This window comes from Micromonospora xinjiangensis, from assembly GCF_056150165.1.
In genome coordinates, this window is sequence record NZ_JAXCFO010000007.1 from 134,373 (window position 1) to 147,920 (window position 13,548).

A 13,548-nucleotide genomic window follows, 5' to 3' on the forward strand; every position below is an offset into this window, starting at 1 on the left:
GCGCGGCAGACTGGGGGACATGACGACGGCGGAGTTCGGGCGGGCGGTGCGCCGCTGGCGCGACCGGGTGCGACCCGAGGCGGCCGGCCTGCCCGCCGGCGGTCCCCGCCGGACGGCCGGGCTGCGCCGCGAGGAGCTGGCGATGCTGGCCGGCATCTCCGTCGACTACCTCACCCGCCTCGAACAGGGCCGGGCGTCCCACCCCTCGGCGCAGGTCGTCGCGGCCCTCGCCCGGGCGCTGCGGCTGTCCAACACCGAGCGGGCCCACCTGCACCGGCTGGCCGGGCTCGCGCAGCCCGACCCGCAGACGATGCCCACCGAGGTCACCCCGAGCGTCCAGCGGCTGCTGGACCGGCTCGCCGGCACCCCGGTCGCCGTCTACGACGCGTCCTGGACCCTGCTGGTGGCCAACCCGCCGTACGCGGCCCTCATGGGCGACCCGTCCGGCTGGCGGGGCGACGAACGCAACGGCGTGTGGCGGCAGTTCCTCGGCACCGGCTCGCGCGCCCGACTCGACCCGGCCGAGCGGCGCGCGTTCGAGACCGCCCTGGTGGCCGACCTGCGCGCCGCCACCGCGCGCTACCCGGCCGACCCGCGCCTACGCCGGCTCGTCGGTGAGCTGCGGGCCCACAGCCACCGGTTCGCCGAGCTGTGGGACACCGGCGCCGTGGGCCGGCACGAGGCCGCCCGCAAGACCATCGACCATCCGCGCGTCGGCGCGTTGACGCTGGACTGCGACGTGCTCACCGTGGCCGGCAGCGACCTGCGGATCATGGTCTACACCGCGGCGCCGGGCACCGAGGACGCCGAACGCCTCGCCCTGCTGACCGTGCTCGGCACCCAGTCCCTGGCCGGGTAACCGCCCGCCCACCGGCCGGGGTCCACCGGTCGTGGTTGACTGGGCGGGTGAGCGAGATCCTGCTGATCCGGCACGGCGAGACGACCTGGAGCGCCAGTCGCCGGCACACGTCGTACACCGACCTGGAGCTCACCCCCGACGGCGAGCGGCAGGCCCGCACGCTGGCCGCGTTCCTCGCCGGCCGGCGCTTCGTCAAGGTGCTGGCCAGCCCCCGGATGCGGGCGCTGCGCACGGCCCAGCTCGCCGGCCTCACCGTCGACTCCGTCGACGAGGACCTCGTCGAGTGGAACTACGGCGAGTACGAGGGGCGCACCACCGTGGACATCCACGAGGACGACCCGCACTGGAACATCTGGACCGACGGCTGCCCCGGCGGGGAGTCGCCCGCCCAGGTCGGCGAGCGGCTCGACCGGGTGCTCGCCCGGGTCGCTCCGCTGCTCGACCGCGGCACCGTCGCGCTGGTCGGCCACGCGCACAGCCTGCGGGTGCTCGGCGCCCGCTGGATCGGCCTGCCGCCGTCCGCCGGCGGCCTGCTCCGCCTGGACACCGCCACCGTGAGCGTGCTCGGCCACGAGCACGGGCGGCGGGTCATCCTGCGGTGGAACCAGCCCGCTCCTCCGGCACCCGGGACCGCGCCCGACTCGACGAGTCGCCACTGATCTTCGGAGGCCGGTTCTCGTACGGGGTGGAGAGCACCACAGTGGTGCGGGTGGTGACGTTCGCCGCCGTGCGGATCTCCTGGAGCAGCCGCTCCAGGTCGGCCGGGCCGGCCACCCGCACCAGCAACAGGTAGAAGTCCTCCCCCGCCACGGAGTAGCAGGAGTCGATCTCCGGCAGGTGCGCCAGCCGCTCCGGGGCGTCGTCCGGCTGGGAGGGGTCGAACGGCCGGATCGCCACGAAGGCGGTCAGCGGCAGGTCCAGCGCCTCGAACGACACGCGCGCCGCGTACCCCTTGATGACGCCCCGCTGCTCCAGCCGGCGCACCCGCTGGTGCACGGCGGAGACCGACAGGCCCACCTTCTCCGCCAGATCCGTGTACGACAGGCGGCCGTCGGCGGTCAGCGCGGCGACGATGGCACGGTCGGTCTCCTCCACGGCGTGCAACCTACCGGGAAAAACGCCGGACGGCGACGACGCGGCCCGGGCCGCGCGGCGCGATCGACGCACCGCACCGGCCCCGCCACCGTCGGTCCACTCAGCCCTTGGCCAGCGCCCGGGAGATCACCATCCGCTGGATCTGGTTGGTGCCCTCCACGATCTGGAGGACCTTCGCCTCCCGCATGTACCGCTCCACCGGGTGGTCGGCGACGTAGCCGGCGCCGCCGAGCACCTGCACCGCGTCGGTGGTCACCCGCATCGCCACGTCCGTGGCGAAGAGTTTCGCCTTCGCCGCCTCCACCGAGTAAGGCCGGCCGGCGTCGCGCAGCCGTGCGGCCGCCAGCGTCAACGCCCGCGCCGCCGAGATCTGCGTGGCGTGGTCGGCCAGGACGAAGCCGAGCCCCTGGAACTCGACGATGGCCCGGCCGAACTGCTGCCGTTGCCGCGCGTAGCCGATCGCGTAGTCCAGCGCCGCCTGGGCCAGGCCCACCGCGCAGGCCGCGATGCCCAGCCGGCCCGAGTCCAGCGCCGACATCGCGATGGTGAAGCCCCGGCCCGCACCGCCGATCAGCCGCTCGGCCGGCACCCGCGCGTCGTCGAAGGCGATCTGCGCCACCGGTGAGGAGTGCAGGCCCATCGTGCGCTCGGCGGCCTGCGGCGCGATGCCGGGCGTGCCCCGGTCGGCCAGCAGGCAGGAGATGCCCTTGGGGCCCGGCCCGCCGGTGCGGCAGAACACGTTGTAGAAGTCCGCCACCTGCGCGTGGGTGATCCACGCCTTGGTCCCGGTCACCACGTAGTGGTCGCCGTCGCGGACGGCCTTCGTGGTCAGCGCCGCGGCGTCGGAGCCACCCTGCGGCTCGGTGAGGCAGTACGCGCCGAGCAGCTCCCCGCCGATCATGTCGGGCAGCAGCTTGCGCTGGTCGGCCGTGCCGAACTGGGCCACCGGGTGGCACGACAGGGTGTGCACGCTGACGGCCTCGGCGACCGCGAGCCAGCGGCTGGCGAGGATCTCCAGCACCTGCACGTAGACCTCGTAGGGCTGGGCGGCCCCGCCGTACTCCTCCGGGTACGGCAGGCCGAGCAGCCCGGCCCGGCCGAGGGTGCGCAGCACCTCGCGGGGGAACTCGCCGCGCTCCTCGTACCCGGCGACCTTCGGCGCGAGTTCGCGGTCGGCGAGCTCCGTCGCGAGGTCCAGCAGGTCGCGGGCCTCGTCGGTGGGGAGGATCCGGTCGACAGTCATAGCGCGATGAGCTCCGTGGTGGTGGTGTTGAGCCGCTGGACGCCGTCCGTCGTGCAGACGACGATGTCCTCGATCCGGGCCCCGTGCCGCCCGGCGAGATAGATGCCCGGTTCGATCGAGAAGGCCATGCCGGCCTCCAGGGGCCGCGGGTTGCCGGCCACCACGTACGGCTCCTCGTGACCGTCCAGGCCGATGCCGTGCCCGGTGCGGTGCAGGAAGGCGGCCCCGTGGCCGGCCGCCGTGATGACGTCCCGGGCGACCGCGTCGACCGTCTCGGCGCTCACCCCGGGGCGTACGGCGGCCACCGCGGCGCGCTGCGCCTCCCGCAGGACCGCGTAGTAGTCGGTGAACTCGGCAGGGGCGGGCCCGCCGGCGACGTAGGTGCGGGTGCAGTCCGAGCGGTAGCCGGAGGGCATGGTGCCGCCGATGTCCACCACGACGGGCTCACCCGCCCCGATCGGGCGCTCCGAGGTGCCGTGGTGCGGGCTGGCGCCGTTCGGGCCGGCGGCCACGATGACGAAGTCGACCGTCACGTGCCCCGCGTCGCGGATCGCCGACGCGATGTCGGCGGCCACCTCGGTCTCGGTGCGCCCGGGGCGCAGCCACTCCCCCATCCGGGCGTGCACCGCGTCGATGGCCGCACCGGCCTCGGCCAGCGCCGCGACCTCGGCCGGGGACTTGCGGATCCGCAGCTCGCGCAGCACCTCGCCGGCGAGGCGCTGCCGCGCGTCGGGCAGTGCCGCGCGCAGCGCGAGGACCTGCTCGGCCCACATCCGGTCGGCCAGGCCCACGGCCCGCGCCGGGCCGCCGAGGGCGGCGACGACCAGGGGGTACGGGTCGGTGCCGTCGGCGTGGTCGACGATGCGCACGCCGGTGGCCGGCGCCGGTGACGCCTCCGCGGCGGGCCGCTCGAGCGTCGGCACGATGAGCGTCGGCTCCCCCTGCGCCGGCAGCACGAGGCAGGTCAGCCGTTCGCCGGCGTGCGCGTCGTAGCCGGTGAGGTAGCGCAGGTCGGAGCCGGGGGTGAGCAGCAGCGCGTCCAGCCCGGCCGCGGCGGTGGCGCGGCGGGCAACTTCCAGCCTCTCCGGCGGGTAGAGCTCGTCGATTCCCACGCGGTCAGCTTAACGGTCGTTTGGGGAGCGACCTAGCCGACCGGCGCGTCGGGAAGCGCTCTCCCATTCATTGAATGACATCGTTGACTCTGACAGTTAACACTCTTTAAGATTTGGCTTCCTCGAGGAACCCTGTCCCCACCCGTACGCCCACCGACCCGGCGTCCGGCCGCACCGGCCGGCCCCGGGTCCGGTGGCACGGCTCCGCAACCCCGTCCACGGGAAGGCCCTCGATGTCCACACCACGACCCCGGCGCTCGGCCCTCGCCGCCGGCCTGCTCGCGCTGGCGACCGCCGGCGCCACCCTCGCCCTGTCCCCCGCCACCGCCGAGGCGGTCGTGCTGCCGAACAACTTCAAGAGCGTCGGCTACCTGCCGTCGTGGAGCGGCAACGTCACCTCCGTCCAGTACAACAAGCTCACCCACATCAACTACGCGTTCGTGCTGCCGAACAGCAACGGCACGCTCCGGGCCGTCGAGAACCCGGGCAAGCTCTCCCAACTGGTGTCGCTGGGGCACGCCAACAACGTCAAGGTGTCGATCGCGATCGGCGGCTGGAACAACGGCGACGACTCCGCCTTCGAGGCGCTCGCCGCCAACGCGAGCAGCCGCACCACGTTCGTGAACAGCGTCGTCAGCTTCGTCAACCAGTACAACCTCGACGGCGTCGACATGGACTGGGAGTACCCGGACCCGGGCACCTCCGCCACCAACTACAGCCTGCTCATGCAGCAGCTCAGCAACGCGCTGCGGCCCCAGGGCAAGCTGCTCACCGCGGCCGTGGTCTCCGAGGGCTACTACGTCCAGGGCGTGCCGGCCGCCGTCTTCGGCTATGTCGACTGGCTGAACATCATGGCGTACGACGGTGGCAGCCCGCACGCCAACTACGACTGGTCGATCAACAGCGTGAACGGCTGGAAGGCGCGCGGCCTGCCGGCCGCCAAGGCCGTACTCGGGGTGCCCTTCTACAGCCGCCCCGGCTACTACACCTACAGCGCGCTCGTCGACATGGACCCGGCCAACGCCAACCGCGACTGCACCACCGTCAACGGTGTCCAGCAGTGCTACAACGGCGTGCCGACGGTCAAGCGCAAGACGCAGTGGGCCATGGCCAACGCCGGCGGCATGATGAACTGGGAGCTGTCGCAGGACCGCAACGACTCGACCTCGCTGGTCAGCGCCATCTACGACACCGTGATGGGCGGCACCCCGCCGCCGACGGGGCGGACCGGGCAGATCACCGGGATCGGGGGCAAGTGCGTCGACGTGGCCGCGGCGAGCACCGCCAACGGCACGCCGATCCAGCTCTACACCTGCAACGGCACCGCGGCGCAGCGCTGGACGGTGGGCACCGACGGCACCCTGCGGGCGCTGGGCAAGTGCGCCGACGTGACCAGCGCCGGCACCGCCAACGGCACCAAGGTCCAGCTCTGGGACTGCAACGGCACCGGCTCGCAGGTCTGGCAGGCCCAGTCCAACGGCACCCTGCGCAACCCGCAGTCGAACCGGTGCCTCGACGCCACCGACAACAGCTCCGCCGACGGCACCCGGCTGCAGATCTGGGACTGCTTCGCCGGCGCCAACCAGCGGTGGGTCCTGCCCTGACCCGTGTGGAGAGGCCCCTGTCGGCACCTCGCAGGGGCCTCTCCCCGACGCCGGTCAGGCGCGTCGGTGCCGGCGCACCAGCTCGAGCATCTCGTCCACCGAGCCGGCCGGGTCGGTGATCGGGAACTGGACCGCGCGGACCACCGCGCCCGGGTCGACGAGCAGGCTGAGCCGCTTCAACCGGGCCACCCCGCCCGCGCGGAACGTGGGCAGCAGCAACCCCGCGGCGAGGCGACCGTCCTGGTCGGACAGCAGGGGGAACGGCAGGCGGGCGTACGCCGCGAAGTCGGCGAGCTGGTCCGGGCGCTGCGTGCTCACGCCGCGCACCGCCGCGCCGGTGGCCTCGAAGGTCGCGTGGCGGTCGGCGTACGTCGCCGACTCCACCGTGCAGCCCCGGGCGCCCGGGATCTCGCCCCAGCCGGGCGGATAGTCCTCGACGCCCGGCGCGTACGCGCCGGGGAAGGCGTAGAGCACGGTCCACCGGCCGGCGACCGCCGGCGCGACGGGCCGGCCGTCCGCCCCGGGCAGGGCCACCTCCGGCAGGCGCCGCCCGACGAGGTCGTGCACCCGCCGCGCCTCGGCCGACCCGGCCTCGGCCGTCGCGGTGAGGTCCCCGTCGCCCATCACGTGCCGGGTGCCCCAGTCCTGCAGGGCGATCAGCGCCGGTAGCAGCCCCTCGCCCTTGCGGGTCAGCAGGTAGTCGTAGCGGGGCGGGTGCTGCGAGTACGGCCGGCGCTCCAGCACCCCGTGCTCGACGAGCGCGGCCAGCCGCTCGGTCAGCGCCCGCCGGCTGACCCCGAGCTCCCGCTGGAGCGCGTCGAAGCGGGTCGTACCCCCGGCGACGTCGCGCACGATGAGGAACGTCCACCAGTCGCCCAGCACGCCCAGCGCCTGCGCGATGCCGCAGTCCGCGTCCGCGAGGTCGGCTCGCCGCACATCCCACCTCCGCCGCTCCGGTCCGACTCGACTATAGTGCGTTTCAAATTGGAACTCACCGGTTCACGCGGACGGGGGCGGATGACATGAGCGTCGGAGCGCGGGCCGGGGTGTTCTGGCGGTGGTGGACCGCCGGCACGACGAGCATGGTCGGGTCGGCGGTCGGCGCCGTGGCGCTACCCCTGACCGCGCTGACCGTCCTCGACGCCACCCCCTTCGAGATGGGGCTCATCGCGGCGGCCGGCTACGTCGCCTGGATCGTCATCGGGCTGCCCGCCGGGGTGATCACCCAGCGGTTGCCGCTGCGCGGCACGCAGGTCACCGCCGACCTGCTCCGGGCCCTGGCCGTCGCGTCCGTCCCCCTCGCCTGGTGGTGGGGGCACCTCACGGTCGCCCACCTGGTCGTCACCGCGCTCGTGGTCAGCTTCGCCACCGTGCTCTTCGACGTGGCCAACGCGACGTTCCTGCCCGGCATCGTCGAGCGGGACCAGCTACAGTCCCGCAACAGCCTCGTCTCCGCCACCCACGCCGCGTCCCAGCTGAGCGGGCCCTCGGTCGGCGGCGTCGCCGTACAGGCGCTGGGAGCGGTGCCGACGCTGCTGGTGGACGCGGTCAGCTACCTCGTCTCCGCCGTGCTGCTGCGCACTTTGCCCGCCCGCCGCGCCGACGCGCCGGACCGGTGGCCCCCGATGGGCGCGCTCATCCGGCAGGGCTGGCGCTTCGTCGCGTACCACCCGGTGATGGGCCCGAGCATGTGGGCCGCGACCGCCGTCAACTTCGTCTGCGGCGCGCAGCACGCCCTCTACCCGCTCTACCTCGTACGGGAGCTGCACGCCCCGGCCGGTCTGGTCGGCGTGCTGCTCGCGGTCGAGGGCGTGGGCTCGCTGCTCGGCGCCGCGCTCACCCCGCGGATCACGGGGTGGCTCGGCACCGCGCGGGCCCTGGTCGTCGCCGGTCTGGTCGCCGTCGGCGGCGCGTTCGTCGTCCCGCTGGGCGTCGGCTGGCCGGCGTACGCGGCGTTCGCGGTCGGCAACGTCGTCTTCTCCGTCGGCGTGGTGGTGCTCAGCGTGACCACGCGGACCTACCGGCAGATCGCCAGCCCGCCCGACCTGCTCTCCCGGGTGATGGCCACGGTCCGCTTCGTCTCCTGGGGCGCGATCCCGGTCGGCGGTCTGGTCGCCGGTGCGCTGGCCGGCTTCGTCGGCGCCCGCACCACACTGCTGGTCTTCGCCGCGGCGGTGATCTGCGCGCCGCTGGTGCTGCTGCTCTCCCCGATCCGCCGGCTGCGCGACCTCACCGACCACGACCGGGACACCGCGCCGGAGCGACGGCCCGCGCCGTTGGCCTGACCGGTCCGGCCGGCGACGGCCGCGTGGGATGTCGGTTCGGGGGCAACGGTGGGGTGTGCGTCGATAGCCTGGAACCGGGTCCCCGCACGGGCGGCCGGACCGGGAAGGACCGACGGTGGCAGCCGACAAGCCGAACCGCCACGTGGTGCGCCGGCGCGCACAGCTCTGGGCCGGCGTGCTGGCGCTCGCCGGGCTGGTGCTGCTGGTCATCGGGCTCACCGTGGCCGACGGTGTGGCGGCCTGGGTCGAGGTGGTCGTCGCCGGCGTGCTCCTCGTCGTGGCCTACCTCGTGCAGGCCGCCGCCCGCCGCCAGACGCTGTACCGCCGCGACGACGACCGGCGCTGACGGCACCGCCCCCTCGTCGGGGCGGCCCGGTACCGCCGCGAACGGCCCCGGCTGCCGGTGCGCGTCGCGGGCGGTCGGTGCTGTCGTTCGTCAGTGGCCTGTGCCAGGCTGTCCGGCGTGGCACACCGACCCCCGATCCTGCTGATCGACTCCCCGAGCCTCTACTTCCGGGCCTACTTCGGCGTACCCGAGTCGGCCGCCCGGGCCGAGGACGGCACCCCGGTCAACGCGGTGCGCGGTTTCCTCGACATGCTGGCGACGCTGATCCGCACCCGTCGACCCGACCGGATGGTCTGCGCGCTCGACCACGACTGGCGGCCCGAGTGGCGGGTGGCGCTGTTGCCGTCCTACAAGGCGCACCGGCTCGCCCCCGAGGGTGGCGAGGTCGTGCCCGACACGCTCACCCCGCAGGTGCCGGTGATCCTCGACGTGCTCGCCGCGGTCGGCATCACCACCGTCGGTGCCGCCGGCTACGAGGCCGATGACGTCCTGGGCACCCTCTCGGTCACCCAGCCGGCGCCGGTCGAGGTCGTCTCCGGTGACCGCGACCTGTTCCAGCTGGTCGACGACGACCGCCCCGTCCGGCTGCTCTACGTGGGGCGCGGCGTGGCGAAGCTGGAGGACTGCGACGACGCCGCCGTCCGGGCCCGCTACGGGGTGCCCGCCTGCCGCTACGCCGACTTCGCGGCCCTGCGCGGTGATCCGAGCGACGGGCTGCCCGGGGTGCCGGGCGTCGGCGAGAAGACCGCGGCGCGGCTCATCGAGCGCTACGGCGACCTGGCCGGCATCCTCGCCGCCCTCGACGATCCACGCTCGGGCTTCGCGCCGGGCCTGCGGACGAAGCTCGACGCCGCCCGGGACTACCTCGCGGTGGCGCCGAAGGTGGTCCGGGTGGCCCTCGACGTGCCGCTGCCGGCGCTGCCCACGGCGCTCCCGAGCGCGCCCGTCGACCCCGACGGCCTGCTGGAGCTGGCCCGCCGGTGGAACCTCGCCGGCTCCACCCGGCGCCTCGTCGACGCCCTGGCCGACACCCCCTGACCCCGCCCACCCCACCCCGCACCCCGCACCCGGCCGTGCCACAACTGCATGATCGACGGGGCCGGGTGGGCGGGGCGGGCGGCAGGGAGCGTGTGGGGTGGGGGCGGGGGTGGGTCAGGCGGCGGCGTGGTAGGCGAGGACACCCCGGTTGACCGCGGCGATCGCCTGCCGCGCCGTGGAGCGCAGGTCGGGCGACGCCCCGCCGGAGTCGGCGAGCTGGCCGAGCAGGTCGACGACCTGACGCGCCCAGCGCACGAAGTCCCCGGCCGGCATCTCGCCGTCGAACTCGTGGCCGCTCGCGAGCACCTTCGCGAGCGCCTCACCCCGCGCCCACCGGTAGATGGGCCACGCGAACCCGAGGTCCGGCTCGCGGGTCACCGACAGGCCCCGGGAGCTCTCGTCCGCCTCGATGTCGCCCCACAGCTTCAGCGTCTCGTCGACGGCGTCGGCGACCGGGCCGCGCGGCAGCGACGCCCGCTCGTCCACGTCACGGCGCGCCTCGTAGACCACCACCGACACGGCGGCGGCCAGCTCGGCCGGGGAGAGCCCGTCCCAGACGCCCCGGCGCAGGCACTCGGCGACCAGCAGGTCCGCCTCGCTCCAGATCCGGCCGAGCGTACGGCCGGCGTCGGTGACCTCGCCGTCGGCCGTCAGGTAGCCGCGGGCGGTGAGCAGGGCGACGATCCGGTCGAAGGTCCGGGCGAGCGAGCCCGTCCGCCCGGCCACCCGCTGGCGCAGCTCCTCGGTGTCCCGCTCCAACCGGCGACGCCGCTCGGCCCAGCGGGCGTGCTCCTCCCGGTCCGGGCAGGCGTGGCAGGGGTGCCGCCGCAGCTCGGTCCGCAGCTGGCTGAGCCGGTGGTCCTCGCCGACCGCCTGCCGGGAGCGACCGCCGCGCCGGCCCGCGTGCCGGTCCAGGCCGGTCGCGGCCACGGCGGCGGCGAGGTCCCGGCGGGCGGCGGGCGACCGGTGGTTGAAGTGCTTCGGGACCCGGATGCGGGCGAGCACCTCGGCCGGGGTGGTGAAGTCGCCGGAGCTGACCCGGCCCGCCCAGCGGTCCTGGGTGAGGACCAGGGGGCGCGGCTCACCGAAGCCGCCGGTGGCCGGGTCCAGCACCACGGCCAGGCCCGCGCGGCGCCCCGACGGCACCCGGATCACGTCACCGACCCGCAGGCGCTCCAGTGAGGCCACCGCCGCGGCCTTGCGCTGGGTCTGCCCCTGCCGGGCCAGGGCCCGCTCCCGGTCGGCGATCGCCACCCGCAGCGCGAAGTACTCGTCGAAGTCGCCGTGGTGGCAGGCGGCCTCCGCGCCGTACGCCTCGATGGTCTCGGTGTTGCGCTGCACCTGCCGGGCCAGGCCGACCACCGAGCGGTCGGCCTGGAACTGCGCGAACGACGACTCCAGCAGCGCCCGGGCGGGCTCCGCGCCGACGCTGCCGACCAGGTTGACGGCCATGTTGTACGAGGGCCGGAAGCTGGAGCGCAGCGGGTAGGTGCGCGTGGAGGCGAGGCCGGCCACGTGCCGCGGGTCGGTCTCGGGCGACCAGACCACCACGGCGTGCCCCTCGACGTCGATGCCGCGACGGCCGGCCCGGCCGGTGAGCTGGGTGTACTCCCCCGGGGTGAGGTCGACGTGCGCCTCGCCGTTGTACTTGACCAGCCGCTCCAGCACGACACACCGGGCCGGCATGTTGATGCCGAGGGCGAGGGTCTCGGTGGCGAAGACGGCCTTGACCAGCCCTCGGACGAACAGCTCCTCGACGACCTCCTTGAACGCCGGGAGCATGCCCGCGTGGTGGGCGGCGAGGCCGCGCTCGAGCCCGTCGAGCCACTCCCAGTAGCCGAGCACGGAGAGGTCCTCGCCGGGGATCGCCGTCACCCGGGACTCGACGACCCGCCGGATCTCCGCCCGCTCCTCCGGCGAGGTGAGCCGCAGCCCGGCGGCGAGGCACTGCTGCACGGCCGCGTCGCAGCCGGCCCGGCTGAAGATGAACAGGATCGCCGGCAGGAGCCCCTCCCGATCGAGCCGGTCGACGATGTCGGGGCGCATCGGGCCCCGCCAGCGCGGCCCCCGCCGGCCGCCGCCCGGGCCGGCGCTGCGTCCCTCGCCCAGCTCCAACCGGCGCATGGTGTCCCGGGTGTAGCGCAGCAGCTCCGGGTGGACGTCGTGCTTGCGGGCGGCGTCGGCGTCGTGGAACAGGTCGAACATCCGCTTGCCGACCAGCATGTGCTGCCACAGCGGCACCGGCCGGTGCTCGCTGACCACCACGGCGGTCTCGCCGCGCACGGTGACCAGCCAGTCGGCGAACTCCTCGGCGTTGGAGACGGTGGCCGACAGGGAGACCAGGGTGACCGACGCCGGCAGGTGGATGATCACCTCTTCCCACACGCCGCCGCGGAACCGGTCGGCGAGGTAGTGCACCTCGTCCATGACCACGTAGGCGAGCCCCTCGAGGGTGCTGGAGCCGGCGTAGAGCATGTTGCGCAGGACCTCGGTGGTCATCACGACCACCGGCGCGTCGCCGTTGATCGCGTTGTCGCCGGTGAGCAGGCCGACCCGCTCGGCGCCGTAACGGTCCACGAGGTCGTGGTACTTCTGGTTGGAGAGCGCCTTGATGGGCGTGGTGTAGAAGCACTTGCGCCGGGCGCCGCCGGGCGCGCCCTCCGCGCCGCCCTCCGGCGTCGCCGTCCCGCCGCGCAGCGCCAGGTGTACGGCGAACTCGCCGACCACGGTCTTGCCGGCGCCGGTGGGGGCGCAGACCAGCACGCCGCTGCCCTTCTCCAACGCCTGGCACGCCTCCCGCTGGAAGTCGTCGAGATCGAACCCCAGGTCGAGGGCGAACTCGTCCAACGCCGGAAACATGGAGGCCTGCGCGGCCCGGCGGCGCGCCGCGGCGTACCGCTCGGCGGGACTCGACATGGCCTCAAGATTAATGCGTGCCGGGACACGACACCGGACAAGGCCGACCGGAGGGGGCGTCGGGGGCGGTCGGTAGGGTGCACCACGTGCCGGAGCAACCCGAACCGCCCCAGACCCCCGCCCCGGGTGGCGACGCGGCCGCCCGACCGCGGCCGTCGCGCCGGCCGGTCAAGGCGGTGCTCTTCGACTTCCACGGCACGCTCGCCCAGGTGGAGGACCCGCTGGAGTGGGTGCTCAAGGCCGCGGCGACGTGCGGGGTCACCCTGGACCGGGTGAAGGCCACCGCCCTGGCCGACCGGCTGCTCACCGCGGGTCGGGCCGGCGGGCCGCTGCCGGCCCGGGTGCCGCCGCGGCTCGCGGAGGACTGGTCCGCCCGCGACCTCTACCCGCACGCGCACCGGGCCGCCTACACGGGCCTCGCCGGCACCGTCGACGCCGGCATCGAGGGCTTCGCCGAGGCGCTCTACGAGCGGCTGCTCGTCCCCGACGGCTGGGTGCCCTACCCGGACACCGCGCCCACGCTCGCGGCGCTGCGTGAGGCGGGCGTCCGGGTCGCCGTGGTGAGCAACATCGGCTTCGACCTGCGGCCGCTGTTCGACGCCTGGCGGCTCGGCGAGCTGGTCGACGCGTTCGTGCTCTCCTACGAGGTGGGGCGTTGCAAGCCCGACCCGGGCATCTTCCTGCGGGCCTGCGGGATGCTCGGGGTCGACCCGGAGGAGACCCTGATGGTGGGCGACACCCCGGCCGACGCGGGCGCGGCCGCGGCCGGCTGCGCCGTGCTGGTGCTGCCGGCGGCCGAGCCGGGGCGGGCGAACGGTCTCGGCGCGGTCCTCGACCTCGCCGCGGGGGCCTGAGCCCGGACAGCGACCGGCGCTGACTGCGCGTCTTCGCAGGTGGCGGCGTGGACGTGCCGCAGACCACCCGCGCCGGACCCGGGGGTATCCGGGGCAACGGCCGGGCTAGCGTCAGGAGCGTGCACCGCGACCGCTCCTTTCATCGACGAGGCCGGCGCGTCGGCCCGGCGCTCTCGGGCCGTCGAGGGTCGGCGGC

At 74.7% G+C, this 13,548-nt stretch carries 12 protein-coding genes; 7 read left to right on the forward strand and 5 right to left on the reverse strand.

Annotated elements, in window-relative coordinates; genetic code table 11:
- Window positions 1-19 precede the first annotated feature (19 nt).
- Window positions 20-859: a helix-turn-helix transcriptional regulator gene (locus tag SM573_RS24410; protein WP_474617157.1), complete on the forward strand. Its 840-nt coding sequence runs from the start codon at window positions 20-22 to the stop codon at window positions 857-859.
- 47 nt (window positions 860-906) lie between these two features.
- Complete coding sequence (locus tag SM573_RS24415) at window positions 907-1,518, forward strand: histidine phosphatase family protein (RefSeq protein WP_474609516.1); 612 nt, start codon at window positions 907-909, stop codon at window positions 1,516-1,518.
- Here SM573_RS24415 and SM573_RS24420 read toward each other — a convergent pair.
- The 3 genes from SM573_RS24420 to SM573_RS24430 form a co-directional block, all read right to left on the reverse strand.
- On the reverse strand, window positions 1,448-1,954 hold the full coding sequence (locus SM573_RS24420; RefSeq protein WP_474609515.1) for an Lrp/AsnC family transcriptional regulator: 507 nt from the start codon (window positions 1,952-1,954) through the stop codon (window positions 1,448-1,450). The genes SM573_RS24415 and SM573_RS24420 overlap by 71 nt on opposite strands.
- 100 nt (window positions 1,955-2,054) lie before the next feature.
- The gene (locus SM573_RS24425) at window positions 2,055-3,197 is read right to left on the reverse strand and encodes an acyl-CoA dehydrogenase family protein (protein ID WP_474617158.1); all 1,143 of its coding nucleotides are present in this window, start codon (window positions 3,195-3,197) and stop codon (window positions 2,055-2,057) included.
- Window positions 3,194-4,309, reverse strand: a complete 1,116-nt coding sequence (locus tag SM573_RS24430; RefSeq protein WP_474617159.1) for a M24 family metallopeptidase — start codon at window positions 4,307-4,309, stop codon at window positions 3,194-3,196. Before SM573_RS24430 ends, SM573_RS24425 begins: the two co-directional genes overlap by 4 nt.
- 233 nt (window positions 4,310-4,542) lie before the next feature.
- On the opposite strand from SM573_RS24430, the gene SM573_RS24435 reads away from it, so the two are divergent.
- Complete coding sequence (locus SM573_RS24435) at window positions 4,543-5,913, forward strand: glycosyl hydrolase family 18 protein (protein WP_474609512.1); 1,371 nt, start codon at window positions 4,543-4,545, stop codon at window positions 5,911-5,913.
- Window positions 5,914-5,967: 54 nt separating this feature from the next.
- Here the strand turns inward: SM573_RS24435 and SM573_RS24440 are convergent, their stop codons facing one another.
- On the reverse strand, window positions 5,968-6,849 hold the full coding sequence (locus SM573_RS24440; protein ID WP_474609511.1) for a winged helix-turn-helix transcriptional regulator: 882 nt from the start codon (window positions 6,847-6,849) through the stop codon (window positions 5,968-5,970).
- Between the two features lie 86 nt (window positions 6,850-6,935).
- Here SM573_RS24440 and SM573_RS24445 point away from each other — a divergent pair, with 86 nt between their 5' ends.
- The 3 genes from SM573_RS24445 (at window position 6,936) to SM573_RS24455 (ending at window position 9,582) form a co-directional block, all read left to right on the forward strand.
- The gene (locus tag SM573_RS24445; protein WP_474617160.1) at window positions 6,936-8,198 is read left to right on the forward strand and encodes an MFS transporter; all 1,263 of its coding nucleotides are present in this window, start codon (window positions 6,936-6,938) and stop codon (window positions 8,196-8,198) included.
- 115 nt (window positions 8,199-8,313) lie between these two features.
- Entirely contained in the window at window positions 8,314-8,544 is a 231-nt protein-coding gene (locus tag SM573_RS24450; protein WP_474617161.1) for a hypothetical protein, read from the forward strand.
- Window positions 8,545-8,661: 117 nt separating this feature from the next.
- Complete coding sequence (locus tag SM573_RS24455; RefSeq protein WP_474609508.1) at window positions 8,662-9,582, forward strand: 5'-3' exonuclease; 921 nt, start codon at window positions 8,662-8,664, stop codon at window positions 9,580-9,582.
- Between the two features lie 114 nt (window positions 9,583-9,696).
- Here SM573_RS24455 and SM573_RS24460 read toward each other — a convergent pair whose 3' ends face one another.
- Window positions 9,697-12,498, reverse strand: a complete 2,802-nt coding sequence (locus SM573_RS24460; RefSeq protein ID WP_474609507.1) for a DEAD/DEAH box helicase — start codon at window positions 12,496-12,498, stop codon at window positions 9,697-9,699.
- A gap of 77 nt (window positions 12,499-12,575) precedes the next feature.
- Here SM573_RS24460 and SM573_RS24465 point away from each other — a divergent pair, with 77 nt between their 5' ends.
- Window positions 12,576-13,352: an HAD family hydrolase gene (locus SM573_RS24465; protein ID WP_474609506.1), complete on the forward strand. Its 777-nt coding sequence runs from the start codon at window positions 12,576-12,578 to the stop codon at window positions 13,350-13,352.
- Window positions 13,353-13,548: the final 196 nt, after the last annotated feature.

What these genes read in the sequence shown, in the direction of transcription:
- SM573_RS24410 (WP_474617157.1), top strand. Translation starts at nt 20, where the DNA reads ATGACGACGGCGGAGTTCGGGCGGGCGGTGCGCCGCTGGCGCGACCGG.
- SM573_RS24445 (WP_474617160.1), top strand. Translation starts at nt 6,936, where the DNA reads ATGAGCGTCGGAGCGCGGGCCGGGGTGTTCTGGCGGTGGTGGACCGCC.
- SM573_RS24425 (WP_474617158.1), bottom strand. Translation starts at nt 3,197, where the DNA reads ATGACTGTCGACCGGATCCTCCCCACCGACGAGGCCCGCGACCTGCTG.
- SM573_RS24435 (WP_474609512.1), top strand. Translation starts at nt 4,543, where the DNA reads ATGTCCACACCACGACCCCGGCGCTCGGCCCTCGCCGCCGGCCTGCTC.
- SM573_RS24460 (WP_474609507.1), bottom strand. Translation starts at nt 12,498, where the DNA reads ATGTCGAGTCCCGCCGAGCGGTACGCCGCGGCGCGCCGCCGGGCCGCG.